This window comes from Streptomyces sp. NPDC056224, assembly GCF_042267665.1.
Taxonomy (GTDB): Bacteria; Actinomycetota; Actinomycetes; order Streptomycetales; family Streptomycetaceae; genus Streptomyces.
In genome coordinates this window covers 1-24709 of record NZ_JBHJTK010000028.1, presented here as the reverse complement: position 1 = coordinate 24709, position 24709 = coordinate 1, and the positions used below count along the sequence as shown (strand labels likewise).

Below are 24709 nucleotides of genomic sequence, written 5' to 3'. Positions count from 1 at the left end.
TCGCCGGATGGACTGAAAACCCGGCTGCGTTCTGATAGCACCGTCAGATCAGAGGAAACCAGGAGGGGACGCAGTGACCGAGCAGAGCACCGCCGAACAGCAGACGTCCGGCTTCGACCACCCCATCGTCCGCGCGATGTCCGACTTCATCCAGCACCTCCACGACCACCCTGATGACGTCGCAGCCTTGGAGACCTTTATGGGGCTCATCAGCAGCATTCAGGTTGGCGTAGGAGTGCTCGGAGGACAGCACAGTCCACAGCCCGAACGCCTAGCTGAGGCCTCGACGGGCGCCCACCTCAAGCTTCTCGACGCCTACCACGCGCTCAAGTTCGCCAGCGGCTTCCTGCACGAAGCCCACCGGCACGCCCAGGCCGAAGCCGTGCGGGTCAACTACGTGAGCAGCGAGTTCCGCAAGAACATCGAGATCACAGCGCGCTTCTTTACCGAGACCTACCAGGTCTTCGCCGGGAAGGAGATGCCTGCTCACCAGGTCCAGGCCATCAAGGTCAAGAAGGACTACACGGCCTGGTGCGAGGCCAACGCGATCAAGCCCCTCTCCGACGAGAAGTTCCAGCGCTTCCGCCGGTTCCCGTCCAAGGTGGACCGCAGCACCGGGACCCAGTACGTCCTCGGGATCGAGCCCAAGTCGGTCATCCCGGCTCCATCGAACGGCGCCTAGGAAAAGGCGCGTCCCGATAACGCTGAAGGCTCCCACCCGGGATGATCGCCGGGAGGGAGCCTTCCTGTTTCCGCACCCCTCAAGGGCAGGTCAACCGCCTCTCCGACCTTCGATTCCGGTGTTCCCGCCGTTCGCGTTGCCGTCACAGTTATGGCAACGCGAACGGTTCAGCCGAGATCTTTGATGCGGTGCGGGGCGACTGGAGCCGGGAGTGCAAACGGGCGCTTACCGCTGCCGCCACGGCGCGCGAAGCCAGCAGTCCTGTGCCGCGGCGGGGCCTGCCGGAGCTGTTTCGCCACCGTCGAGTCGGCGGCCACCCATTTGAACGCGAGCGGCCTTACTGGCGCAGCCCTGGCCGGCGCCCAACCACCAGGTCGGTCGGGACGTGCGCCCGGGGCAGGGCCCGTTGCGGAGCCTGAACCGGTTTCGCGGTGACCCACTTCTGTTCCTGGGCGATCGACCGATGGGCGGCCGCGTCGAGCATGGCGCGTGGCACGGGAGTGCCCGCGCTCTGCGCGGTGGCCAGGAGGGCGGCTGCGCCCTTCTGTTCCGCGCCCATCACCGCCGAGTAGGCCTCGGTCAGTGACTCGACCTGTCGGGGGTGGACGGGGTAGAAGCGCCTGTCCTTGTCGAGGGTGGGGGGCCGGTAGTCGGCGGAGTTGGTTACCAGGCCGGTCTCTGCCCGCCGGACGACCCAGGGGGCGGCGGCGGCCATCTGCCAGCCGGTGGCGGAGAGCCGGTACGCCGAGGCGGCCAGGGCGCCCTCTCCCCCGGCATCGGCGACGATGTCAGCGGCCGGCCGGGCCGCTCCCGGCGGTTGCTCGGGAGTCCACTGGGGGCCGAACAGCAGTTGGCCCAGGCGTACGGCACTGGTCCGGGAGATCACCACGGCGGGGTGGGGGTCGGTCGACGGCATCTGGACGGCCTTGCCCTGCTGGACCTGTGCGTAGCCCGGTGGCGGGAGCCGGGGATGCTCCCGCGGGTCACCGGTGTCCACGAGGTCCTCCCATGCGTCAGCGGCGGCCCTCCAGGTCTTTGAGGACTCCCTCAGTGCCGTGGCGGCGTTCTTGAGGTTGTCCCGGACCGCGCCGTCCGCTGTGTCCTGCGCGACGTGCAGCAGTGTCCGTCCCGCCAGCAGCCGGCCCATGGCGTTCCAGCGGGAGAGCTGCTTGAGGTCCGAGCCGCTCAGCCGCTGCTCCGAGCGGTCGTGCAGAGCGGCGTACGCGGCGCGGGAAAGCCGCTCACTGTCCTCGGCAAGGCGAGCTGTTACGGCACTGGTCGCATCCGTTGCCGCGGCCTGGACCGGTTCCACGGGCAGGGCGGCCGGGAAGCTGGCCACGTCGTGATCGGCGTCGCGGGTCGACGCCCGTGCGTAGACGGACGCATGGTCGAGGGAGGTTCTGGCTTGCTCGAAGGCATCGATCGCGCCGGGATGCTCGGCTCCCTGAGCGAGCCGGTGCACGACGTGCCCTGCCTCCCAGGCGACCTCGGAGTACCGCCTGGCGAGATAGTCGAAGGCCTTCTGGTGCCGCAGAAGGTAGGCGTAGGGCGTCAGCGGGGCACGGTCGGGGCCGAGATGGCTGTTGATCGTGTCGCGCACGGCGCCTATGGCCTGTGTCGCGGAAGCGATCCGTTCCGCAGCCGGCCCGCCCTCTCCTTCCTGCGGGGACAGGTATCGGCGAGCGGTGGCCAGCGATTCCCGTGCACGCCCCAGGCAGTCCTCCAGGTTCTGCTCCGCCCTGGTCAGGTCCCGCTCTTCGGTCGTCGGGGCAGGCGTGTACGCCCGCGGACCGAGGCCCTTCTGCACTTGTGCCAGTAAGCCGTCGACTTCGCCGGCCAGGGCGGCCCGCTCGTCAGCTGTGACGGACGCGAGCGGAGTCTGCGCCACTTCCTGGAGGCGGGCGACCGCGACGTCGAACAGCTCCCCGAGTGTCGCCACCTCATTGCCCCCGGACTGCGGCCAGTGCCGCGGCGGCGCCGGACGCCAGGTCCTTGACCTGTCCCAGGGCGCGCGAGGTTCCTTCGTCTGCCGTCTCGGCGGCCGACAGACGCGTCAGTGAACTGCTGACGTGTTCCAGGAGTCGTACGTACGGGGCGAGCCCTGCAGGGCCGGGCTCAGGCGGCGGAGCCGTGACCGGCCTGCCGGTCTCCGGGAGTGGGAGGCGATCCCGTCCCTCCGAGCATTTTTGCGCGGCGATCATCGCCTGAAGCTCGTCGCTGTCTTCGTCGAACGTGATGCTGTCGCACAGCCCGGTGGTCATGCTCAAGACGTCCCAGGCCGCCGCCAGGACCGCGGCTGCGTCTTCGGAGTCCAGCTGTGTGTCGAGCCTCAGCAGTGCTGATGTAGACATCAACATCCCCTCCTACGTGTCGGAATGGGGATGATCGTCCCACCCTGATCGCGACCGGCGAGCCGGTCTGTGGATAAGGCCCGCCTTGTGGATAACCCCGACTGGACACCTTGGGGTGCGTCCCCCGTCGGTGGCGGATTAGGAGCTTGGCCGTGTCGCCACCTGGGGTACCGGCATTGACTGGCCATGAACACCATCAAGCAGGCAGCGGTGGCCGCGCTGGCCGTGGCCGCGGTAGCGGCACCGGCCGCCACCGCGGCTACGGCTGCGCCGGCGCTGCACTACAAGTGCGCCAGCAGCACGAAGGACATCGACGACAACAGCTACGACGGGCCCTGGCCCGACAACTGGAAGGTCACGGTGAAGACGTGCGCGGCCCGGTCCGGGAACACGGTCTACGCCTACGCCGAGGCCCGGTGGGACGGCCCCGGCTTCTATCCCGTGGACGATCCGACGATCTTCGATGGGGCGAAGTTGCGGTTGCAGATCAAGCAGTCCCGCCAGGGCACCGACCCGGTGGTGATCGAACGCGACTTCACCGGTATCGAGGACCGGCTGGAGGACAGCACGTCCAGCGCCGACTACGACGGCCGCTACCGGTCGGGCACCATCAGCCACCGAGCCGGCGCGGGGGCGCTGGCGGATGCGGTGCTGTTCCTGGACTGGCAGGGCGACGGACGCGGCTACCAGCGTCACGAGTACACCGGATCCCCCACCGTCTGACCATCAGGCGCTGGGGCTGTCCAGGGCCCTCACTACTGCTCTCACTCCGCGCCGGGCCCGGGCTTCAGGCGGCGGCAGAGGGGCCCTGGGGAAGAGCTTCCGGGTGCCCAAAGCCTTGGTGACGTTCCTCGGGCGTGATCGTTTGCCAGCGCATGAAGCCCATGCCGCGCATCCTCACTGTTGCCTTGTTGGCAGCCGTCTCGCTTGCTGTCGCCGCCCCCGCCCACGCCGACGAGCCCAGTGGGCTTGGCGACATCACCGCCGACAAGGTGCCCGAAGCAGCCCTGGCCGGGGCCGCCGGGCAGGCCAAGCCCAATGTCCCGTTCGGGGCCGCCAAGTTCGTGCAGGATCGCGCAGGGGAGGCCTTCGCCAAGGTGCAGGGAAAGAAGGAGGCGGTAGTCAACTCATAGGCGGCCGTCGTCCGTGTGGCTTTGTACACGAGTAGCGACGTCGTTTTGACGCGTCATTCGGAGTCGCACGCTCGCGCGAATAGGCGGTGTTCACGAGAACGGGAGGCACCTCGCGGGCCCTCCCGCGGGCCGGGTGGAGGGTACGCGTCGGTTGGGCCGCGCCCCGCCGGGCTTCGGCGTCTTGGTGGCGCGGGACCGGGCGGCCAGGCCGCTCCGGGGGACTCCATCCCACGGCGTCGGGACTGCGTCACACACGGTGCCAACGCCGTGGCTACGAGGAGGCGGCTTTTCGGTCTTGGGCTTACTGCGCGCGGGGCACAGCGTCGAAGATCACAGTCATGTCGGCCGTGTAGAGCCCGTTCCGGGTGTCGAGCGGGCGTGCGGCCACGATCGTCATGTCGGCTTGGGTTCCGGGAGTGGAGGTCGCGTCGTCCACGACCTCTTGAGGGAGTGCGGTCAGCGTCACGCCGTGGGACTTGGTGGTCAGTGCGATGGCATCGGACCCGTTGTAGAGGGCGGCGGGTCCTCCTTCGATGTAGGCGTGGATGCTGCCTGCCGTTCGGGCCTGGATGGCGCCGGCTTCGTCCTGGGCGCGGGCCAATTCGACGTGGCCGTTGGGGGAGGCGGTGTCGATGAGGCCGGGGAGATCGGCGGCGAGGCTTGCGGCGAGGTCGCCGGGCTCGCGGCCCAGGGATTCGGCGGCTTGGGCGAGCCGGTCCTCCCCGATGGCCCGGGTGATCTGTTCGGCGGTCACGGGCTCGTTGGGTCCGGAGCTGATCCAGGACCGCAGCTGCGGTTCCAGACCGGCGTCCGAGAGGCCCTTCACCGAGATCGGCACGGTTGTCGGCGTGGCCACGCCGTCGTTCACAGGATCGGTCATGCGGGGATCTTTCCCGCCCACGCAAGATCAAACGCAAGGTGGATCTGACCTCTGCAAGGTCCACTGCTACGAGACAGCCCCAGCAGGCCCAGGTGCTGTCGAAACTCGTGAATATTTCGGCCAGGCTGCGACTCCCGAACCGATGTCGAAGTGCTGCCCGTCCTCGTGAACAAAGCCATCCGTGCCTTGAGCGGTTTGCGGTGACTACCTGTCGCAATCCCCGTCACTCGCGGGGCCCGGCGCCTCGTCCTGGCCGTGGCGGAGGATCGGCAGAAGGGTCTCGGCGGCGTCGCACCCGGTGCACGCCGCCGTGCCGGGCCGCGAGAGAGCATCGAGCGCTGCCATCGTCTTCACCGCTACCGCGCTGTCGGTGGCCAGCCGACAGCCCTCGGCGTGGACGGTGGCGGCCCGGCTGCGGGTCCGGCCGTCGAGGAGCCATGCCCACCGGCTGGCGGACGCTGCCGCAGTGGTGGGCCTTGGGGTCTTCGGGACCCCGTCCAGGCTCACCCCGGGGATCGGGCGCAGCTGGTCGGAGGTCACCCATGTCCCGTACTCGGCCGCCTCGACGCCGCCGCCGTACTGGTGGAGAGGCAGTATTCCGATGCTGCGCTATTCCTTCCTGCGGTCTGCCCTTGTGGGTCTGTTGGTCTTCGGCTGGGTGGACGGGTCACTGCACGGCGGCCGCCCGCCAAGGTGATCACCATGGGTGACGGCCAGGCCTGGCAGTCCTCCCCGTTGTTCGCCTCTGGGCATTCCGAGGTGACGTTTCAGCTGACCGTGTTGTTGTGCCTGGTGGGCCCTCGTCGACGTGGATCGTCGGTGCGCTCTCAGGGAGGGGCGGGGCCAGTACGAACGAGCCTGGAGGCCCCGCGATGGGCAGGTACCACTTCCGGCCGTCGTCGGTGAATTCGAGATCCAGGGACCAGCGCTGCGCTGGACCAGGCGGCTTGGCATTCAGGAGGAGGCGCAATTCGATCGTGTCGCCGCGGCCGAGGTCCAGTTCCAGGCGCTCGTCCGTGGCGGGCTCTCCGAAACGGGTGGTGGCGCCGTTGGCGCCTAGGGCGACGTCGAGCCACTGCCTTTCGTGGCCGCTGAAGTCGACGTAGTCCCGGGGGCATTCAGCGCTGATATGGGTACGCGTCACAACCCTGGGGTGGCCGTGGGCGCGGGCGCGAACACCGGTGATCGCCAGGCTCTGGGTGCGTTCCGACACAAGGAAGAACCTGATCTGCAGGCCGGTCGGCGCTGCTCCCAGCTGGCGCAGCCACGTGCGTACCGCAGGTTGGCAGGCATCGCGGTCTGGAGGGATGCCTGTCTCCTCAGCGGAGGTGGGCACCACCCATTGCCCGTTGACCATCACCACCACATCACGTATCACCACCGCCGGGCCCGGTGCGCGGCGCGGCCACCGGTCCTGCGGCCACGTGCCGATAGCCCATCCCAGGAGCGCACCCAGGACAGCCAGGGCGCCGATGAAGCAGACTGTGCGTATACGGTCCCTGCTGTCACCGGCGTTCATCGGGCACCCGCCTTCCTTCCTGCCAAGTGAAGACGGGCAGACCGCTGGAGTCGGTGATCTGGAACGGCTTTCCGTTGTCGTCGATCATCGTCGTGCCGGACTCCTTTCCGTCGGTCCAGCGCAGCTCCACCTTCCACGCGCAATGGCACTTGCCGGGGTTCACGTCGATGAGCAGTGTGGCCGGGTCGGATGCAGTGGCTGTGTAGGGGAACTTCAGTTCGTCCTTGCGGAAGCCTTCCTTGAAGTCGCCGACCGGTACCCAGTAGGGCGGCCTAGCAGCGAAATTGACGCGTCCGACGTGGTAAGTGGGGCTGTCGCCGCAGGCTCCGGCCAGGCTGATGTGGGTGCCGCGGATCGGCGGACGGCGCTCCACGACCCGGAAGCGGATGTCGTGGATGATGATGGCGCGCTCGTCCCTGGCGCGGGCGCTGATGTAGAGGGTGACCGGCCCGGCGGGGGCGGCCCCGAGGGCGGGCGGGTCCTCGTCCCAGGTCTTGCCGTCTTTACGGATCCCCGTGCCGGGGGGCGTGTTCATGATCGGGGCGGCGGGGGATTCCGGGTACACCCAGCCGGGAGCGTTGCAGCCGTCCCCGTCGCCCTGCTCGACGTGCACGCCGAGAATCGGCCCCTTCTCGTCCTTGATGACGACCTCGCGGTTGTCACCAGAGACGATGCGGATCACGGTCGTCCCGACGTCGGTGAGAGCATTTGTCAGCAGACTCACCACGGCCGCGGTGACAGACGCGACAACGAGGCCCCACAGCCAGACACTCACCCGCTTCCACGGCGGCGGCCGCGGGGCATTTTTCTCGGCCCGCTCGTCGGGAGCCGGCGTATTCGCATTCATGGACAACCACCGAAAGCCGTCGGACCCCGCACGGGCCCATCCTGGGCCGTGCCCGCGTGCCGGGCGACGTGGGCGCGTCCAAACGGGTGGTCACCGCTGTTGAGGGGGCAGACGGTCTCGACTCGCCACCGTGCCCGCAGGCTTCAATCAGGTAGCCGATGTGGATTGGTCGTCCCTGGTCTCGTGGGGTGTCGGTAGTGACAGTCGGCTGCCGTGAGGTGCCCTCATTTACGGCGGTCTGCCACAGGGGCACGCCGATGCGGTACATCCACAAGCCGCTGTCGAGCTGCTGGCGTTCGTAGAGCCGTACGCGCTCGATCTGCTGTCCGTCCGGCAGGAGCAGCGTTATCGGCACGGGCGGTGGTGCAGGGTCGGTCACGGTCAGGTGCGGGCGAGCTGCTCCTGCCGGGCCTGCTGGCACGGCTTGCACAAGGGGTTCCCACCGTGGCCGTAGCGGCATGTTTGCTGGTGGCACCGCGCGCAGGGTCCGGTCTGACTTGGGGCCCAGGTGACCGGTACGACCTGCGGGCGGGGCTTGGTGATGGTCTGCTCGCTCATGCTGCCTGCCGTTCCGTCGGGGCGGAAGCGTGGTTGCGGGCGGCGCGGCGCAGCTCGGCACCGCCGGCCCGCCAGTCGGCGGGGCCCGCCCAGGAGGGATGGGTGCACAGGCGCCCGGAGAGGTCGATCAGCCCGCGCCGCAGCGTGGTCGTACCGGCTCCGGCGGCCGCCTGCGCGAGATCCGCGTAGGTCTGCTGCCAGGCCCTTTGGAGGGCGAGCAGGTCATCGGGGAAGCGGAACGGTGCTCTCACACTCCAAGTGAAACATGTGTTCGATTTTCTTCGCCAGTGGCCCGCCAGGGTCAGCGGCCGTAGGTCTGGTGGCACAGCGCGGTGACGGCCGGGCTGGTGACGCCGTGCGCCGCGCGGCACAGCTCCGCCATGTTCGCGCCGCCTCCGGCCGCAGGTCGCACCGGGCCGTGCGGTGCGGGCGTGCGGCTGCTCGGCCGCGCCTTCGCTTTCGTCTTGGGCTTGGGCTTCGCTTGGGAGTGCGGGGCCGGCCTCGGCAGGGCGGCTCGACGGGGCCGGGCCGGTCCTGGCCCGGCCGTCCGGTGGGGCGCGGACCGGGCATGTCGAGCCTCGCCGGATGCATCCCGGGCCGCGGCTGCAGGGCGGTAGGGGCCGGACCTGGCGTCTGGCTCAGGAGCAAGGCCGGCCGGGGCGGCAGACGGCAGGGGGGAGAGCGGCAGTGCCGTCCCGGCATCGAGCCGGGCAGGCCGGGGCGCGGCCGGGTGTTTGTGGTCTTCGGGCACCACGGCGCGGGTGCCGGCGGGCGGGGCCGGGGTGGTGTGGACGGTGACACACCCGGAGGCCGCGAGCAGGGCGGCGAGGATTAGAGGCAGAGACCAGCGGCGCATGCCGTCACCGTGGCGCACCCGCGCCTGTCAGCGTCCCAGCAGCCCCGACGCGCCCCTCGGACGGATGACGCGCCCAGGCGTCCATCGGGCCGGGCCCACGTGATCCGGCAGACCCTGGAAGGGGGCGACCGTGAGGAGAGGAGGTCCGGGGTGACGCTGAGACCACCGGTTGAGCCCATGCTGGCCCAGGCCGCAGAGTCGGTACCGGGCCCGGGTGTGATCCGCGGCGGTGTGGCGTTCGAGCAGAAGCTCGACGGCCACCGGGCCCTGCTGTTCACCCCGACTGAACGGGGCGGCCGGGTGCTGCTCCAGACCCGGCGCGGATCGCTGGTCCAGGACCGGTTCCCCGACCTCGTCGCCGCCAGGCAGCAGCTGCCGGGCGGCCTGGTCCTGGACGGCGAACTGCTGGTGTGGGATCCCGAGGCCGGCGCGTTGTCATTCGAGGCGTTGCAGCGCCGGTCCGCCGCCCGCGGCCGCAGCGCCCCGGGCCTCGCCGCCCGGTGGCCGGCCTACTACGCCGCGTTCGACCTGCTGCAACTGGACGGGGCGGAGCTGCTGAACCTCCCCTACCGGGAGCGCCGCGCCCGCCTGGAGACCCTGTTCACCGAGCACGGACTGACGGCCCCATGGACGCTCGTCCCGATGACGACCGATCCGGTCAAGGCCCAGGAGTGGCTGGGGTCCTGGACCGACGTGTCCGGCGTCGAAGGCATCCTGATCAAGGGCCTGAACCAGCGCTATCTCCCCGGCTACCGCGGGTGGACGAAGATCCGCCGCCGGGACACCACAGAGGCGATCATCGGCGCGATCACCGGCACCCTCGCCCGCCCCCAGCTGCTCCTCCTCGGCCGCCACGACCCGGCGGGCCGGCTGCGCGCGGTCGGCCGAACGGTACCGCTGCGCCCGGACGCGGCCCAGCAGGTCGGCGAGCACCTGGCCGCAGCGGGCCCCGAGCATCCCTGGACCGGGCTGCGGTTTACCGCGGCGTGGGGGAGCCGTGACGTTCTGGACGCGGTGCTGGTCCGGCCGGATCTGGTAGCGGAGGTCAGCGCCGATCGGGCCGTTGACCGGGGCGTTTTCCGTCACCCGCTGCGCTTCAAGCGGCTGCGCGTGGACGTGACGGTGGAGGACGTGCCGCGGTTCGGAGATGGCACGGCCGCGGCCGCTGGCTGAGTGGCCCCCTGGGGCCAGGGCCACCCTCACCGTGACCAAAGAACAGCCAGTTAGCGGTCGAACCGGACTGACTGGCTTGAGCTGCTCAGGGGGCTTGGCCGACTACCTCAGCCGCCTTGCCGTTGTTCGCCGTGGCGATCTGCGTCGTGCTCAGTGGTCGCACAACCGCTGGGCCTCGTCTTCGGCGGGTTCTGCGGCAGGTGCTTCGTACTCGGCAAGTGCTTGGTACTCGGCAAGCGCTTCGTACGCTTCCTCTTCGGCAAGCGTCTCTTCCTCTTCGGCACGCCTCACGGCTGCCTCGATACGAAGCCTGAGCTTGGGCACGCCGTCAGCGATCATCTCCTCCACGGCTGCTTCGGAAGCAGTGGCGGGGAGTGAGTCGTGCAGCAGGTGCCGGAGGGCCTCCCCAAGGGAAGAGGTGTCCGTGTCCGGGCGAGGTGCGGTCCGCTCCATGGCGTCCACGCTACCCCCGATCCGGGTTGCGTGACCTCTTCAGGCAAGCTGGACAGTCTGTGCCAGAAGTTTCCAAAACGTAGATTTGGATGTACCCGAAGGCCGCTGCTCGGCAGGCCACCCTGGGTTTCGGCGACTGCGAAATGTACTGGCGGTGCCAAAAGTCGTTGTAAATGTACTCGTAGTGACTCTGTGTGACGGCAGCTTCCCAGTTGTGCCATTCGTTGAAGTAGTCGATCACGAGGTCTTCGGCCGGGTCGGAGCTGTCGAAGAAGAGACGCTCGCGCTCGCTCATCGCCGCCCTCCCTCACGCTTGGGTGGGTCAGGCAGCTTGCTCTCGACATTAAAGAGCCGGTACATCTGCTCCCTTGCGATGACGCCGGCCGTCGCACCCACCACCGCTGGGACGAGAATCCACCCCACGAGGCGCAAGCTGACGGCTAGCGCTTGCTGGCACGGTGAGAGGCAGATCGGTGGGCTGAACGGGTTTGCCAGGCCGATCATGAACTGGGTTGCATAGCTGACCGAGATTTGCCAAGCGGTCACGCCCCACAGCACGGCAAACGCGGCAAACCACCAGAAGGCCTTCGATCTGACCCAAGTCACGATCGGGCGATTCCACCAGTCCCGGATCGAGGCCGCCGCCCGGGCACGCTTCGTCACCTTCGGTCGCTCGCGTGGAGCGACAGGGGATTCCATGATCAAAGGTTAAAGCGGGGTGCCTGAGCGCGCCTGTCCGGCGCTGCGGTGCCGATGAGCGAGGCCGTTTCATAGGTGGGCCCCGTTGCAACATCACGCAGCTAGGGCATCCATGCAGCCGCTGCGTTTCACGGGGTCGTTTCCTTCCAGTCGGCCTACGAAACGCACTCCTGAAACGGGCCTTGAGCTGCGCGAAAGCCAGCGGCGACGAGCAGGTCGACTTCGAAGAAGCTCTCGCGGCCATGCGCCGAGCCAGTCAGGGCGTGCGGATCACTGCTCCCGAGACGAACCACTGCACCAGGGCAGCGGCAAGGTGGACTCCCGCCCTGGCGGCTTCCAGGGTCTCGGGCACGGTTCCGCTCTGGGCGCCGTGGCGCGAGGTCTGCCCCTCCCACAGCGTGCGCATCATCGCCTCGACCGGGGCGACCGGGTCGCCGGCCGGGCTGGGGATCGCGGTGGTGAACTTGTGCCGGGCGTTCCTGATCTCGCCGAGCATCGTCCCCAGGGTGGCCTTCGCGTTGTTCGGCTGGATGACGGAGTGTGCTGCGGCCTCCACCGCCTTGATGGATTCGCTGTACGCGCGCACCGGATCAGGGCTGCGCCCGTAGGCCGCCTGCCACGCCGTTGCCAGGTGGTCGGCGGCCGATCCGGCGGCGGGGCTGGCCGCCGCGTCGGCGAGGGTCTGGCGTACCGCGTCGCGGACGGCCGGGGTGACCCGTATCTCCAACCCGTCCTCCTCCTCATTGACCCGGTAGGCCGACCCGGCGTCGTCGAGGAGCTCACTGAGCCTTTCGACTCTCGCACCGGTCGCGAGGCCGGTGTGCAGTACTTCGTCCACCACGTCCAGCAGCTGGACGCCTGTCGTCCCGATGAGGGGCTTCACGTACTGGGGGTCCTGGTAGCGCGGGTCTGTGAACGGCGGGATGCGCAACCGGACGCAGACCGGGGCAGCGACGTGCTCTCGCGACGAGCCGCCGGAGGTGAAGACGCCGCGCACCCAGATCTGGAGCGGCACGAGCAAGTGCTTGGGCACGTCCTCGAAGGGGCCGTCGTGTTCCGGAGCGGCAGCCAGGCCGGTACGGACGGAGAAGCGCGGGCGGGGCGTGGTCGTCATGGCGGAACGGTAGCGGTGGACGAGGTTGTTGGTAATGACGGCTATTCATGAGGGGCGAGTACCCTCCTCCGCAGAACGCGTGAGACCGGCCAGTCCGTGCGCAGTCGCTCTCTCGTAGCCTGTCGACGTGACCCGCCATACACCGCCGCGACCAGTGGACGTTGAGCAGCTGTTTCCCGAGGTAGCACCCCTTCGGAAGGAGACCGTGCGGCTTCACCCACGTGTGGGTGAGCCGACCAGCCAAGACAGCTCGGTCGGAGGCCCGCTGCTGTGGCCGGCCGAGGAGGCCTGGCCGTTGTGCCCCGAGCACGAGGGGTCGCCGATGGTGCCGGTTGTACAGATCTACCGCACCAGCGTTCCTGGCATCGTCCCGTTTCCCGAAGGGTGCGATCTACTCCAAGTTCTGTGGTGCCCACGGAAGCACAGCGGCCATCGTTGGGTCCTTCCGCACGTCCAATGGCGAAAGGCGGGCTCGGTCGGGAAGGTGCTGGAGACTCCTCCAACCCCGGCTGAGCTGTGGGAGAACTACGTCCCACGTCCCTGTGTGGTGCATCCAGAGCTGGTGACGGAGTACCCCTATTGGGATCTTCATGACGACATGTGGGACGAGTTGGAGTTCCGATTCTTGGACCTGGACCAGGAGACGGGCTGGGACTACCAAAGCCACCTCTCCACCGCGCCCGGGACGAAACTGGTTGGATATCCCGGCTGGTGCCAGGACCCAGAGTGGCCGGAATGTACCGAATGCGGGAATCGAATGGAACACCTACTGACAGTAGAGAGCACGGAAGCCGACGCCGTGTCCCGGCGTGCCTGGACCCCGGTCGAAGAGGGGCACACTCCCTCCGCGGGCCCGAACCTGGTGCTGGGCGACCTGGGTGGTGTCTACCTCTTTGAGTGCCACGTCTGCCCTGGGCGTCCATTCACACAGCGCTACGACTGCCCGTAGTGCACGAGGCCTGGCCCCGTTTCCTACGAGTTCACGAATCATCGGAGCCCACGGGCCAGCGCAGGGTCGCATAAGCCAAGTAGTCCGTTCCGGCTCGTTCGGCGTAGCGCATCGCGGTCTTGGGATTGATTCCGAGAGCGTCGGCGAGGACGGACGGCGGTGCGTGGCGGACCATCTGCATCCAGGCTCTGGAGCGCGTGGCCATGGCGGGGATACCGCTTTCGCGGAGGATCGCCGCGACGGAGTAGACGTGCATCGTTCGACCGGGCATCCGGCCGGGGAACGCCAAGGGAGAATGCGGATTCGCCGCCGTGCTGAGGCCGGGACGTGAGGCGAGATGGAAGCGGATCACAGCGGCGGCTGGCTCGGGTACGTCCGTCCAGTCCTTGCCGAGTTTGACCTGTAGCCCTTCCTGGCCTTCACGGAACTCGTCCATGCGCATGGTGACGATCTTGGAGACCGGCTGTCCGAAGAGCACGAGCATGATGCCGATGGCCCTGTGTGCGGTGGGCAGAGTTTCATGGAGAAGGAGAGCGCGAAGCGCTTCGATGTAGTCCTTCTCGCTGGCCAGCGGGCCGTTCCCGTGTGGTTGCCAGGGAACTGCGATCTTGCGGACCAGTCTCCGCTTGATGGCCCAGTAGAGGAAGTTATTGGCGTGGCCGCGTGTGCTGGTGCCGCCACCGAACCAGGCGTCGACGTCGTGCTGGGTGCACTCGTTGAGCTGTCGCCCCCGGTCCGCCAGCCATTGAAGGAACTGGATGGCGAGGGTGGTGTGCTGCTTGGCCCGCAGGAACGAGTTCGCGGTCATGGGCCCTTGGTGGGAGCTGTCCCGCAGGCGTCGGATGACATGCCAGCGTGTGTAGCGTTCGACGAGTTTGCGCTGTTCAGCATCGGCGATGGCGTCGAGTTTTGATGCGAGCCAGCGGTCGTATGCGACCAGGTGCTCGTCGCGCCAAGGCAGGCAGCCATGGGTGACGAGAAGACCGCGTAAGTACTCGACCGTCCTGGACCGCGGCAAGGAGTCGAAAGCCTCGTGGCTGAGGAGGATGTCGCCGCTGGCCAGTCCCCGCAGGAGATCAGGCACGCGTTGGTTCATGTGGATCCAGGCCCACCCGCTGTTCGGCCGAGGCATCCCGACGATGGCTTGCGCGAGTGGTTGAAGACCCTCGGGTATTGCGCCGCCGGGCCCGACGAGGAGCTTGTTGATCCTGTCCGAGAGCAGACAGCGCCAGCAGACGTTGCTGTCGTTGGCCAGGTTCTCCTCGCAGCATCGCTTGCACTGGACCTCGATCGGTACTTCGCAACAACGGACGCAGACATGGCGGCCTTGGGGATCGAGGCCGGGCAGGATGCCGGTGTGACCGCACTCGGCGCAGGTGCCCAGGCGGTTGCGGGCGGCGCGGACGCAGTAGAAGCAGACGGTGCCCTCGGGCCACTGCTGGCTGGCGGGGTAGCAGGAGCCGCAGCGGACGCAGGCCGGCCAACGGTTCGGGTCGGATGTGTACTTGCGCGGTGCGGGCACTCTCAGTCCTCAATGATGCCGGCGCGTTCGGGCCGGAAGTCGGAGTTGATCTCGATGACGGCGGCTTCGCCGGCGGTGCGTTTGCGGCGGTCCGCTTCGACGTAGGGCTCGATGAGGTCGGCCGGAGAGCAGTCGAGGATGTCGCAGAGCGCGGCAAGGACTGGCAGGGACAGGCGCTCGGGCCGGTCGGTGACCAGCCGGTAGACCTGTGCTGTGGAGAGGTTGATGCCTCGCTCGCGCAGAAGCGGGATGAGCTCGGTGGTTTTCCAGATATTGTGCGCGGCCATGATCCGCCGCAGGTGCCAGTGGTAACCCAACCGCCTGATCATCCGAGTCCCTCTCCGGTCGCGGCGCCGATCGCGCGGCTGATCGTGCCGTCCAGGACCTTGCGCAGCGTGCGGGTCCGGAAGTCCGATGACACCGATGTGTAGAGCGCGGTGGTGGAGGCGTAGGAGTGTCCCACCTGCTGCTGGACGAAGAGGGGGTCGTATCCGGCTTCGATCAGATGCGTCACATACGAGTGACGCAGGCAGTGCAGGGTCAGCTCCTGCGGTAGACCGAGCGCGTCCCGGTAGGAGGCGAACCGGTCGCCCAGCGCTCCCATATCCAGGCGCGGTGATCGTTCGCTCGGCCAGAGGGCGCCGCTGCTGGCGGCGGTTTCGAACAGGGTCCGGTAGCTGCCGACCCACTGCTCAAGGACCTTGACCGACCACGGGAAGACCGTCAAAACGCTGCGTCGCTTGGGCGCTGAGCCCTTCGACGCCTTGCCCCAACGGACATAGACGACGCCGAGATCACCGAACTCGGGAGCATGCGGGTTGCGTCCGAAGTCCGCCAGGTCCAGCTTGATCACTTCACGACGCCGCAGCCCCCAGGCGTAGGTGGCCTTCATTGCGGTCGCGTCACGCATGGCCGGAAGCCAGCCCTTGCGGCCCGACGTGCGGGCAGCGGCGGCCTGGTCGTCGGCGTAGTCGAAGAACTGCTGGAGCTCCACCTTGGTCAGGGCTCGCCGCCCGGGACGGCCTTCGTACTCGGCCACGTGCACGGCGGTGTTCCACTCGAAGAACACCTGCGACGGATGGGTGCCGAAGAGCCGCTCGCTGACGGCTGTCCACTCGTAGCGAGGGTCGGCGGCGTACTCAAGGAACAGTCGGACGTGGCCGTGGTATCCGCGGATGGTGGAGTGGGACCGTTCCCGGCCATCGCTCCTGAGGTGGGCGGTGTACTCCTCGACATCGGCCGGGCGCCAAGTCCACGGCCACTCGTTGGTGAAGCGCTGGAACCGCTGGACCGCCGACAGGCGGTCCTCGATCGTTCCCTTGCTCAGGTTTCGGGCCAGCTGCTGGTCCCGCCACCCCGCGAGCATGCCTTCGAAGACCTGAGTTTCCGGATGAAGCAGGGGTGCACCGCCCACGATGAACAGCGACGGTGCCGCCCCCGGCACGTTCCATGAAGAACCGCCCACGCCAACCCCCAACACGCCGCGAGTAGGGCGAATGAATCGTTCATTAGATGAGAACGACCGAGGTCTTGGCAGGTCACGCGGGGTGCTGCGGCGCAGCTCAAGGGGCTCGTGGACGGCTCACCCACGTGGCGAGCCGTCGGATCTTGCCTGCTCCGGCGGCTCCTATCGCGGAGGGGCGAGTTCTCGCGTCTGATGCAATTCACATCCCTTCACGTCGGATAACCTCCCGTTATCCGATGCGACAGAACGGGACATGACGCCCCGTCGCCTGCGCATCCGAACGGAGGGGAAACCAACCCGTGTCCTACTTCATGAGCGACGAGCCTCGCCCTGCCCCGTTCAACGCCGACGAGCTGACCAAGGCCGACTCGGATGCCATCTCGGCCTTCCTTAAGGCCCGCGTGCAGGACCTGCTCGACCGCCACCCTGCGGGCAGTGCCGAGGCACGTGCCGCCCGTGCGCTGCAGGAGTCCGCCGGCACGCTGGTCGACCAGCTCAACCTTCTGTTCCACGACGAGGACCCCGAGACCCTCAAGGCCCGTATGGACGCCTGGAACGCTGTCGTGTTCACCGTCTGGCTTGGATGGAAGGGCACCGAGGGGTACGACGTGAAGCGGTGGAGGCGAGTGCAGCACACCGACATCGAGGACGCCGTGGAGGGAGCCCGCCGCCTGCTCAAGTCGCGGGAGCAGCTCGCGGAGAAGAAGCGCGCCGAGCGGGCTCACCCGTGACGACGGCTACCCCGCCTCTCCTGGCGCCAGCCGATGGCCTCGGCGGGCACCAGCCCATGACCGCACCGGGCCCGACCGCCGAGAGACACGCACTAATCGAGCGGTGGGCCGAACGACACGGAGTGGACGCCGCCCGTCGGCTGGCCGAGGCCGAGGACCTGGCCGACGCGGTCGCCGCCGAGATCACCCCGGACAACACCGTCGACACGTACAAGAAGTCGTGGCGGGTGTGGACCCGGTTCTGTACCGGCGCCGGCCTGCCCGAACTGGAGGGCTCCCGCGGCGCCCTGGTCGCCTTCGTGGCCTGGATGCTGCGCGAGGGCCAGCAGAACGGGAACGGGTACGCGCCGAGCTCCGCCGGCACCCACCTTGCCGCGGTCGTCGTCGGCCTGCGCGAGCGCGGGGTCGCCGTCAGCGGCGATGACCAGGCCATGGCCCGCAAGGCCCTGGGCGGGCTGGAGGTCAAACTCCTGCAGGCCGGGGAGCGGCGCGGCCGCGGCCAGGCGGTCAGCGCCGACATCGACGGCCTGTACGCTATCGCCCGCTCCTGCCCCGACACCCTGGCCGGTCTACGCGACAAGGCGCTCGTCTTCACCGGCTTCCACTACGCCTCGCGCTCCCAGGACCCGGCCGGACTCCAGAGCGGCGACGTCACCCTCCACCCGCGCGGCCTGGTCGTCGCCGTCCTCACCGGCAAGACCAAGCACTCCGTCCGCAACGCGAAGATCGGCTACGCCCAGGATCCGGAAATCTGCCCGGTCCGCGCGTACACCTCCTACCGCGAGCGCCTGGTCGCCGAGCACGGGCCGCGGTGGGCAGCCCCCTCCACCCCGGCCTTCGTTGGCATTGATCAGCACGGCCACATCACTGGCGGGCTGGTCCCCGACAGCGTCACCCGCGCTGTCAAACGCATCTCCGCCCGGGCCGGGGTACCGATCTCCTGGACCGGGCACTCCCTGCGCATCGGCCTTGCCTCCATCGGCCGGACGAAGGGCAAGGACGCCATCGCCATCGCCGACCAGGGCGGGTGGGCACGCCACTCCCGTTCGATGCTCGGCTACATGCAGCGCGAGGACGGGTGGGACGACAACGCCTCCGCCGACCTCACCTGAAAGCCCTGTGCAAGATCGATGCGGGTACCGGGGGACCCCTGGTATTGAACGAGCGGCGGTTCCGGCTCACCCCACTACCTGCGCATGAAGAGCCCCGGCAGTAGCTGCCGGGGGTCTCCCTTATGGCTGTTGGTCTGCGGTGGGGTGACGACTCACTCATCGCCTCCTGCCAGCATCCACCGCAGCAGGCGCCGTCCGCTCTTGCGCAGCCACGCGCGGAACTGGCGGAGCCAGCTACCAGCGAGGTGCGCGAGCCGCTGTACCTGGCGCAGGTACCAGGTGAAGGCCGGCGGAGCCAGAAGGGCGAGGAAGCCGTACTGGGCGGCAAGGTTCTGTGAAAACATTCGGGGGTTCCTTTCTGGGCGATTTGATGCCGCGCATCCCCCGATCGGAATGCGCGGCCTGTTTATTCACTCGCAGCCGGGAAGGGAGCACCGGCCAGGTCCGGACAGGAAGGGCCAGCCGGGAATGACCGCCACCCCGGGAGGGATGTGGAATTCGAGCGCGGACTGCGGGATCGCGACCTTCGAGTGTTCGTGGACGGGGTCGTCGTCGAGCATGGTCCACTTGGCCCCGCTGGGGCTTTCGACGAACACCGCGCAGATTTCCCTAGCTGCCCCTGACGCGGTTATCTGTACTCCGTGCAGATGCCCCGCGTCGCTCGTGTCAGGGCAAGCGTCGCGATAGGTCGCCGTCCAAGGGATGGGATCCCCCAGAGGCCAACTCCCACCCTGCCGTGGAGGCCCCGGCCACCCCGGTCGTCTGAACGGGTAGCGGGCCACAGCAAGCTCCACGACCGCTTGACGCTCGCACTGGCCAGCCGCTGCAAAAGCACGGTGATAGGTCAGGTCATTGGTCGCCAGAGTCATCCGGGCACGGCGCCCCCGCTTATCACGGACCGTGCAATGGAGCATCCCCCATCCAGTCGAAGTGGGAGCCACGGCAGCGAATCCGCACCAGTCCGCATAGCTGCATTCGATTTCGAGTCCACGCACTGCGTCACGTGAAATCTCGGAGAACTCGATTACCTTCGGCTCCCTTATTTCCACACTCATGTACCGGACCTGCTTCTCCGATGTCGGGGCATTGGGTGAGCTGTATCGGGACGCTCGATTTCTTTTCGTCATGCCGTGCATTCTGTCGGGTTCCGAAAGGCCCGCGCCACCTCGGTTTTCCGGCACTCATGCACGTCCCCTGCTGTGCCGCTGAGCTGGGCAAATGCGAACCCACAGAGCCCTCCGAAAGAACTCCAAGGCGCCTCCAGGGAGCCAGCTGCAATCAATCCGTTACCAGTGCTGAGCACCTGTCAGGTGTCCTGGGGGGCGGAACCCGTCGACGCATGCCGCGACCGGGTCGGGGTCACTCACCTGGGGCGAATGTCAGCGATTCGCTGACATCTGCGATGTGTCAGTGAAATGCTGACACCCATGGCAATGGATGAAGCGCAGCGTCGCGAGCTCCACGAAGCGGCCCGAGACCGGCTCACCGACCGCTATTTCGGCGGCAGTCCCTACTGGGATCCTTTCGAGGCGATGCGCAAGGTGCACACCGCAGCGTCCGGCTGCGACCCAGGCGGCAATGGCCCGGTCCCGCAGGAGGACGTCCTGGCCGCGCTCACCCAGGTGGCCGAGGCGCGCCAGCGCCTCGACTCCCTGGAGCGGGGGCTGATCGAGCAGGCCCGACACCGTGGTGCGTCCTGGCAGAGGCTCGCGGACGCTCAGGGCTTCGCCACTCGACAGTCCGCAGAGTCCAGGGCACTTCGCCTGCAGCGTGCCGCGAGCATCTCCGGCGGCCGCGACGTCGCCGCGCAGCGCCTGTCCCAGGCGCGCCAGCGGGCGGGCGAGGCCTGGTGCTTGGAGCACGATGACCGCATTCGCGACCTCTGTGACCGCCTGGTGGATAGCTCCAGCGCGTGGACACACCTCACGTCCGACCCGCACGCCGCCTCGATCGTCCACGAACTGGTCGCCACGCTGACCGCCGGCGGGAACGGGGTGACGCTGATGCGCGTTCTGTCCCGTCTGCATCTCTTCCTGTCGCCCTACGGCAAGCCGCAGCCGGAGCCCTTCGGGCAGCAGGCAGCGGCAGCCGTGAAGGTCCGCAACGAGGTGACGGCTCTGCTCGCCGAGCAGGAAGCCGTACAGCTCAGCGTCTGCTCCGCCCGCGAGGCAGGCCAGTGACCGGGGCGGTGGACCGGCGCCTGCTGGGCCGCGACCTGCTTTCGGCGGCGGCTGCAGAGGTGGCCGGCTGGCCATCGACGAGCCCCTCCCGGGCACGCCAGGTGACGTGGGTGGTCGGCGAGTACGGCCGGGCCCTGGAGAAGCCGGAGCATCCGCTGGGCAAGGACGCGACGATGAACGACCTGTTCGCCCGCGGCCCCATTGAGAAGTACCTGGAGCTCGCCGGAACGGGGGCCCTGCGCCTGCGGGCGGCCCGCGACCCGAAGAAGGCCTCTGACCACAGCGAGAAGATCCGGCTGGAGGTCCTGCAACTCCTAGTGCGCGCACTCGGGATCGAGGACTACGCCGACCTGCCGCCGCAGCCCGACCCGCCGAGCAAGAACCCCGTCGCTAAGCGGCCCCGCGCGCTGCTGCGGGAACAGCTGCAGCAGCTCGCCGACGCCCCGGGCTCCACAACGAGCCAGATCCGGATGCTCGCCATCGGGGCGACCGTCTGCGACACCGGAGTCCGCGCCGGAGAACAGTGCGCCTGCACCGTGGAGGACCTCTCCCCCACGGTCGAGGAGCTGCGGGTGGTGCGCCGGCCCCAGGGCGCCAGCGAAGCGGAGGCCTACACGGAACTGCTGGCCCTGTCCGGCCTGTCCCGGGACGCGGTGCGCCGCTGGCTGCCCGAGCGGCGTGCACTCATGGCCCGAGTCGGCGGTACGACCACCGCGCTGTGGGTGTCCCTGCACGGCAACCACCACGACGGGCAGAAGGTGCCGGCCGGCACGCCGCTGCAGCCGCGGGGGCTGGCGCGGGCCTGGACCCGTGCGGTAGCCGAGACGAACGATGCGATGGCCGGGGAACCCGGATGGGAGCCGCTGCCGACGCGCATGGAGCGGCTACGGCGCGGGGTGACCCCCAAGGCGAAGACCGCGCCAATGCAGCCGGACGCCGAGAAGGCCGCGATCCTTCTGGACCTCGTCGCCGCCCGGGGCGCAGAGCTGTCGATGCTGCGGGAGGAGGAGAAGGGCACCACCGCCGAACTGGCCGCTCGCGTCGCCGCCCGTCAGGCCGTACGCGACGCGTGGGCGGAAGGCGTTGAGCACACACTGCAGCTGTCCGTCCTCGCCGACGCGGGCCTGACCGACGATGCGTCGCTCGCGGCCGCCGGCTGGGAGCCTGCGCTGCTCACGGCGATCGACCGGGGCCAGGGTTGGGGCCGTCCTTCAAAGGCTGCCGCCGCCGGGTGCGGCCTCGGGGAACAGCGGTACAGCGGTTAACGCTAAGCCGGTGATCATGGGCTTCTAGCACAGGCGATCGGCATGGCGCGGGGGTTCGGCGGAAGATCGTTGAGCGGCTGCGGGCGTCGTTAGCGTCAGGTCCATGCCAGTGCAGTTCTTGACCGACGAGCAGGCGGCTTCGTACGGGAAGTTCAACGAGGAGCCGACCCGGCCGGAGCTGGAGCGGTTCTTCTTCCTCGACGACGAGGACCGCAAGCTCATCGCGAAGCGGCGCGGTGATCACAACCGGCTCGGGTTCGCCCTTCAGATGTGCACCGTGCGCTACATCGGCCGGTTCCTCCCGGACGACCCGCTGGACGTTCCGTGGGCGGTGGTGGAGTACCTCGGGGAGCAGCTCGACATCGAGGACGTCAGTTGCGTGAAGCAGTACACCGAGCGCAAGCCGACGGCTTACGAGCACGCGTGGGAGATCCGGGACGTGTACGAGTACCACGAGTACGACGTCGCGGAGTGGGGGCGGAGGTTCCGTACGTTCCTGCACGGTCGGGCCTGGACGCACGCCGAGGGGCCGGTGGCGCTGTTCAACCAGGCGGTGGGCTGGCTGCGCCGGCACCGGGTGCTGCTGCCGGGGGTGTCGGTACTGGCCCGGAAGGTGTCGGAGGTCCGGGCGGTCGCGGAGAAGCGGCTGCACGCCACGGTCGCCAGGGCCGCGCACCGGGCGGACGCGGCGCTGCCGGGGGATCTGGTGGCCACGCTGGTGACGCCGGAGGGCGCCCGGTTCTCGGAGCTGGAGCGGCTGCGCCGGCCGCCGACGCGGACGACGGGCACGGCGTTCGCGCGGTCGCTGGAGCGGGTCGATGAGATCGGCGCGTTCGGTCTGGGCCGGGTGCGGCTGTCGCAGGTCCCGCCGAACCGGCTGGCCGCGCTGGCCCGGTACGGGCTGGGGTCGAAGGCGGCGAGCCTGGAGCGGGCGGAGGAGCCCAAGCGCACCGCGATGATGACCGCGGTGATGCGGCACCTGGAGGCGAAGGCCATCGACGAGGCCCTGGACCTGTTCCAGGTCCTGATGGCGACCCGGCTGATCAGCACGGCGAAGCGGGCGACGGAGAAGGAGCGCCTGTCTACGCTGCCGCAGCTGGAGAAGGCGTCCCGGACGCTCGCGCGGGCGGCGAAGGTGCTGTTCGAGGAGCTGGAGCTGGTGGAGACGCACGGCGCCGACCTGGACGCGGCGGCGCTGTGGGCGGCGGTCGAGGAGGTCGCCCCGCGGGAGACGGTGATGGGCGCGGCCGCGCTGGTGGTGTCGCTGGTGCCCGAGGACGAGGACTCGGCCGATGTAGCGATGCGGGCGGCGCTGACCACCCGCTACAACACGGTGCGCCCGTTCCTGGCGCTGCTGGGCGAGTCGAAGGCGCTGGCGGCGTCGACCGGCGGCGCGCGGGTGCTCGCCGGGGTCAAGCGTCTGCCCGCGCTGGCGCGGCGGCGGGTGAAGGACAAGCCGCTGCTGCCGCGCGAGGTCGACGACAAGCTGGTGCCGGCCGCGTGGCGCAAGGCGGTGTACGCGAACGCCGGTCTGCCGCAGGGGTCGGTGGACCGGGACGCGTACGTGGTGTGCGTGCTGGAGCAGCTGCACCGGGCGCTGAACAACCGCAACGTGTTCGCCTCCCCGTCGCACCGGTGGTCGGACCCGCGCGCCCGGCTCCTGGACGGGGCGGCGTGGGACGCGGTCTGCGAGGACGTACTGGCCGGGCTGAGCCTGGACATGCCCGTCGCGGAGCACCTGGCGGAGCTGGTGCGGGCCCTGGACGCGGGCTGGAAGCAGATGGCCGAGCGCCTGGAGTCAGCGGGCAAGGACGCGAAGGTGTCGCTGGACGTCCTGCCGAACGGGCGGGTGAAGCTGAATGTGGAGAAGCTCGGCGCGCTCGGCGAGCCGAAGTCGCTGGCCTGGCTACGCAAGCGGGTCGAGAAGATGCTCCCGAAGATCGACCTGCCGGACCTGCTGTTCGAGGTTCACTCCTGGACCGGGTTCCTCGATGCCTTCGTGCACCTGGGCGACGGCACCACCCGCATGAAGGACCTGACCACCTCGGTGGTCGCGCTGCTGGTCTCGGAGGCGTGCAACATCGGCATGACCCCGGTCACCAACCCCGGCCACGAGGCCCTGACCCGCTCCCGCCTGGTCCACGTCGACCAGTTCTACCTGCGCACCGACACGATCGCCGCGGCGAACGCCCTGCTGATCGAGGCCCAGTCCGAGGTGCCGATCGTGCAGTTCTGGGGGGACGGGCTGCTGGCCTCGGTCGACGGACTGCGGTTCGTCGTCCCCGTCCGGACAATCAGCGCGGCGCCCTCCCCGAAGTACTTCGGGTTCAAGCGCGGCATCACGTGGCTCAACGCCGTCAACGATCAGGTCGCCGGGATCGGGCAGATGGTCGTGCCCGGGACGCCGCGCGACTCCCTGCACATCCTGGACGCGCTGCTGAACCTGGACGGCGGGCGCAAGCCGGAGATGGTGGCCACCGACAACGCCTCTTACTCCGACATCGTGTTCGGGATCTTCAAGATCCTGGGCTACAACTTCAGCCCCCGCTTCAAGGACCTGGACGACCAGAGGTTCTGGCGGGCGGCGATGCCCGGGGTGGAGACGGGGACGTACAGGGTGCTGGAGCCGCTCGCGCGGAACCGGGTCAATCTGAAGAAGATCGAGACGTGGTGGCCGGACATGCTCCGGGTCGCGGGCTCGCTGGTCACCAACCAGGTCCGTGCCTATGACCTGCTGCGGATGTTCGGCCGCGAGGGCCACCCCACGCCGCTGGGTCAGGCGTTCGCGGAGTACGGGCGGATCGCCAAGACCGAGCACCTGATGCGGATGGTCGACCCGGTGGATGACACCTACCGCCGGCAGATGAACCGGCAGCTCACCGTGCAGGAGTCCCGGCACAAGCTGGCCCGGGACGTGTGCCACGGCAAGCGCGGCACCATCCACCAGGCGTACCGGGACGGGATGGAGGACCAGCTCGGCGCGCTCGGCCTGGTCCTCAACGCCATCGTGCTGTGGACGACGAAGTACATCGACGCCGCCGTCGCCCAGCTCCGCGCCGAGGGCCACGAGCTGCGGGACGAGGACATTGCCCGGCTGTCCCCGCTCAAGCACCGCAACCTCAACGTTTATCTGGACACCTTTAGGATCGAAATCGATGGCGCACTCCCTCGATCAGAGGACGAAGCCCCGTTCATCGATCATGCGGGACGGCGTACCGAG

The 24709-nt window shown here is 68.7% G+C and carries 26 protein-coding genes; 9 read left to right on the top strand and 17 right to left on the bottom strand.

The features are described 5' to 3' along the window. Positions 1-73 precede the first annotated feature (73 nt). Entirely contained in the window at positions 74-682 is a 609-nt protein-coding gene (locus tag ACFCZ1_RS26765) for a hypothetical protein (RefSeq protein ID WP_376680815.1), read from the top strand. 337 nt (positions 683-1019) lie between these two features. Here ACFCZ1_RS26765 and ACFCZ1_RS26760 read toward each other — a convergent pair whose 3' ends face one another. Then, on the bottom strand, positions 1020-2621 hold the full coding sequence (locus tag ACFCZ1_RS26760; protein ID WP_376680814.1) for a hypothetical protein: 1602 nt from the start codon (positions 2619-2621) through the stop codon (positions 1020-1022). 1 nt (position 2622) lies between these two features. Beyond that, positions 2623-3033, bottom strand: coding sequence for a hypothetical protein (locus ACFCZ1_RS26755; RefSeq protein WP_376680813.1), 411 nt, complete (start codon positions 3031-3033; stop codon positions 2623-2625). Between the two features lie 186 nt (positions 3034-3219). On the opposite strand from ACFCZ1_RS26755, the gene ACFCZ1_RS26750 reads away from it, so the two are divergent. Next, entirely contained in the window at positions 3220-3756 is a 537-nt protein-coding gene (locus tag ACFCZ1_RS26750; protein WP_376680812.1) for a hypothetical protein, read from the top strand. A 152-nt stretch (positions 3757-3908) separates the two neighbouring features. Then, positions 3909-4166 (top strand): hypothetical protein, encoded by a 258-nt coding sequence (locus ACFCZ1_RS26745; RefSeq protein ID WP_376680811.1) that lies wholly within the window; start codon positions 3909-3911, stop codon positions 4164-4166. A 301-nt stretch (positions 4167-4467) separates the two neighbouring features. Here the strand turns inward: ACFCZ1_RS26745 and ACFCZ1_RS26740 are convergent, their stop codons facing one another. The 6 genes from ACFCZ1_RS26740 to ACFCZ1_RS26715 all read right to left on the bottom strand — a co-directional run bounded on the left by ACFCZ1_RS26740 (position 4468) and on the right by ACFCZ1_RS26715 (position 8221). Beyond that, entirely contained in the window at positions 4468-5046 is a 579-nt protein-coding gene (locus tag ACFCZ1_RS26740; protein WP_376680810.1) for a YidB family protein, read from the bottom strand. A 204-nt stretch (positions 5047-5250) separates the two neighbouring features. Beyond that, the gene (locus ACFCZ1_RS26735) at positions 5251-5586 is read right to left on the bottom strand and encodes a DUF6233 domain-containing protein (RefSeq protein ID WP_376680809.1); all 336 of its coding nucleotides are present in this window, start codon (positions 5584-5586) and stop codon (positions 5251-5253) included. A gap of 157 nt (positions 5587-5743) precedes the next feature. After that, on the bottom strand, positions 5744-6565 hold the full coding sequence (locus ACFCZ1_RS26730; protein ID WP_376680808.1) for a hypothetical protein: 822 nt from the start codon (positions 6563-6565) through the stop codon (positions 5744-5746). Continuing rightward, positions 6552-7412, bottom strand: coding sequence for a hypothetical protein (locus tag ACFCZ1_RS26725; protein ID WP_376680807.1), 861 nt, complete (start codon positions 7410-7412; stop codon positions 6552-6554). Before ACFCZ1_RS26725 ends, ACFCZ1_RS26730 begins: the two co-directional genes overlap by 14 nt. A gap of 381 nt (positions 7413-7793) precedes the next feature. Then, positions 7794-7970 (bottom strand): hypothetical protein, encoded by a 177-nt coding sequence (locus tag ACFCZ1_RS26720; RefSeq protein WP_376680806.1) that lies wholly within the window; start codon positions 7968-7970, stop codon positions 7794-7796. Continuing rightward, on the bottom strand, positions 7967-8221 hold the full coding sequence (locus ACFCZ1_RS26715; RefSeq protein WP_376680805.1) for a hypothetical protein: 255 nt from the start codon (positions 8219-8221) through the stop codon (positions 7967-7969). Before ACFCZ1_RS26715 ends, ACFCZ1_RS26720 begins: the two co-directional genes overlap by 4 nt. A gap of 755 nt (positions 8222-8976) precedes the next feature. Between ACFCZ1_RS26715 and ACFCZ1_RS26710 the strand changes: the two genes are divergently transcribed. Continuing rightward, entirely contained in the window at positions 8977-9999 is a 1023-nt protein-coding gene (locus ACFCZ1_RS26710; protein ID WP_376680804.1) for an ATP-dependent DNA ligase, read from the top strand. 150 nt (positions 10000-10149) lie between these two features. On the opposite strand, the gene ACFCZ1_RS26705 is transcribed toward ACFCZ1_RS26710, so the two are convergent. The 7 genes from ACFCZ1_RS26705 to ACFCZ1_RS26675 all read right to left on the bottom strand — a co-directional run bounded on the left by ACFCZ1_RS26705 (position 10150) and on the right by ACFCZ1_RS26675 (position 16201). Continuing rightward, on the bottom strand, positions 10150-10452 hold the full coding sequence (locus ACFCZ1_RS26705) for a hypothetical protein (protein ID WP_376680803.1): 303 nt from the start codon (positions 10450-10452) through the stop codon (positions 10150-10152). A 10-nt stretch (positions 10453-10462) separates the two neighbouring features. Then, positions 10463-10747, bottom strand: a complete 285-nt coding sequence (locus ACFCZ1_RS26700) for a hypothetical protein (protein WP_376680802.1) — start codon at positions 10745-10747, stop codon at positions 10463-10465. Further along, positions 10744-11151 carry a hypothetical protein gene (locus ACFCZ1_RS26695; protein ID WP_376680801.1) on the bottom strand — a complete coding sequence of 136 codons (408 nt, stop codon included), beginning with the start codon at positions 11149-11151 and terminating at the stop codon, positions 10744-10746. The genes ACFCZ1_RS26700 and ACFCZ1_RS26695 overlap by 4 nt, the downstream gene beginning before the upstream one ends. A gap of 256 nt (positions 11152-11407) precedes the next feature. Beyond that, entirely contained in the window at positions 11408-12265 is an 858-nt protein-coding gene (locus ACFCZ1_RS26690) for a hypothetical protein (RefSeq protein ID WP_376680800.1), read from the bottom strand. A gap of 980 nt (positions 12266-13245) precedes the next feature. Further along, a complete protein-coding gene (locus ACFCZ1_RS26685; RefSeq protein ID WP_376680799.1) occupies positions 13246-14736 on the bottom strand; it encodes a hypothetical protein in 1491 nt (496 codons plus the stop codon). A 2-nt stretch (positions 14737-14738) separates the two neighbouring features. Next, positions 14739-15065 carry a helix-turn-helix domain-containing protein gene (locus ACFCZ1_RS26680; protein WP_376680798.1) on the bottom strand — a complete coding sequence of 109 codons (327 nt, stop codon included), beginning with the start codon at positions 15063-15065 and terminating at the stop codon, positions 14739-14741. Continuing rightward, positions 15062-16201 carry a tyrosine-type recombinase/integrase gene (locus tag ACFCZ1_RS26675; protein ID WP_376680797.1) on the bottom strand — a complete coding sequence of 380 codons (1140 nt, stop codon included), beginning with the start codon at positions 16199-16201 and terminating at the stop codon, positions 15062-15064. Before ACFCZ1_RS26675 ends, ACFCZ1_RS26680 begins: the two co-directional genes overlap by 4 nt. A gap of 311 nt (positions 16202-16512) precedes the next feature. Here ACFCZ1_RS26675 and ACFCZ1_RS26670 point away from each other — a divergent pair, with 311 nt between their 5' ends. Beyond that, entirely contained in the window at positions 16513-16932 is a 420-nt protein-coding gene (locus ACFCZ1_RS26670) for a hypothetical protein (protein WP_376680796.1), read from the top strand. Between the two features lie 122 nt (positions 16933-17054). Further along, positions 17055-18044 (top strand): integrase, encoded by a 990-nt coding sequence (locus ACFCZ1_RS26665; RefSeq protein WP_376680795.1) that lies wholly within the window; start codon positions 17055-17057, stop codon positions 18042-18044. Positions 18045-18196: 152 nt separating this feature from the next. On the opposite strand, the gene ACFCZ1_RS26660 is transcribed toward ACFCZ1_RS26665, so the two are convergent. Beyond that, a complete protein-coding gene (locus ACFCZ1_RS26660; RefSeq protein ID WP_376680794.1) occupies positions 18197-18388 on the bottom strand; it encodes a hypothetical protein in 192 nt (63 codons plus the stop codon). 66 nt (positions 18389-18454) lie between these two features. Further along, positions 18455-18640: a hypothetical protein gene (locus ACFCZ1_RS26655; RefSeq protein ID WP_376680793.1), complete on the bottom strand. Its 186-nt coding sequence runs from the start codon at positions 18638-18640 to the stop codon at positions 18455-18457. A gap of 831 nt (positions 18641-19471) precedes the next feature. On the opposite strand from ACFCZ1_RS26655, the gene ACFCZ1_RS26650 reads away from it, so the two are divergent. From ACFCZ1_RS26650 to ACFCZ1_RS26640, 3 genes are all read left to right on the top strand, one after another. After that, a complete protein-coding gene (locus ACFCZ1_RS26650) occupies positions 19472-20224 on the top strand; it encodes a hypothetical protein (RefSeq protein ID WP_376680792.1) in 753 nt (250 codons plus the stop codon). Continuing rightward, positions 20221-21489: a hypothetical protein gene (locus ACFCZ1_RS26645; RefSeq protein ID WP_376680791.1), complete on the top strand. Its 1269-nt coding sequence runs from the start codon at positions 20221-20223 to the stop codon at positions 21487-21489. The genes ACFCZ1_RS26650 and ACFCZ1_RS26645 overlap by 4 nt, the downstream gene beginning before the upstream one ends. 103 nt (positions 21490-21592) lie before the next feature. Next, a partial coding sequence (locus ACFCZ1_RS26640; protein ID WP_376680790.1) for a Tn3 family transposase occupies positions 21593-24709 on the top strand: 3117 nt, incomplete at its 3' end.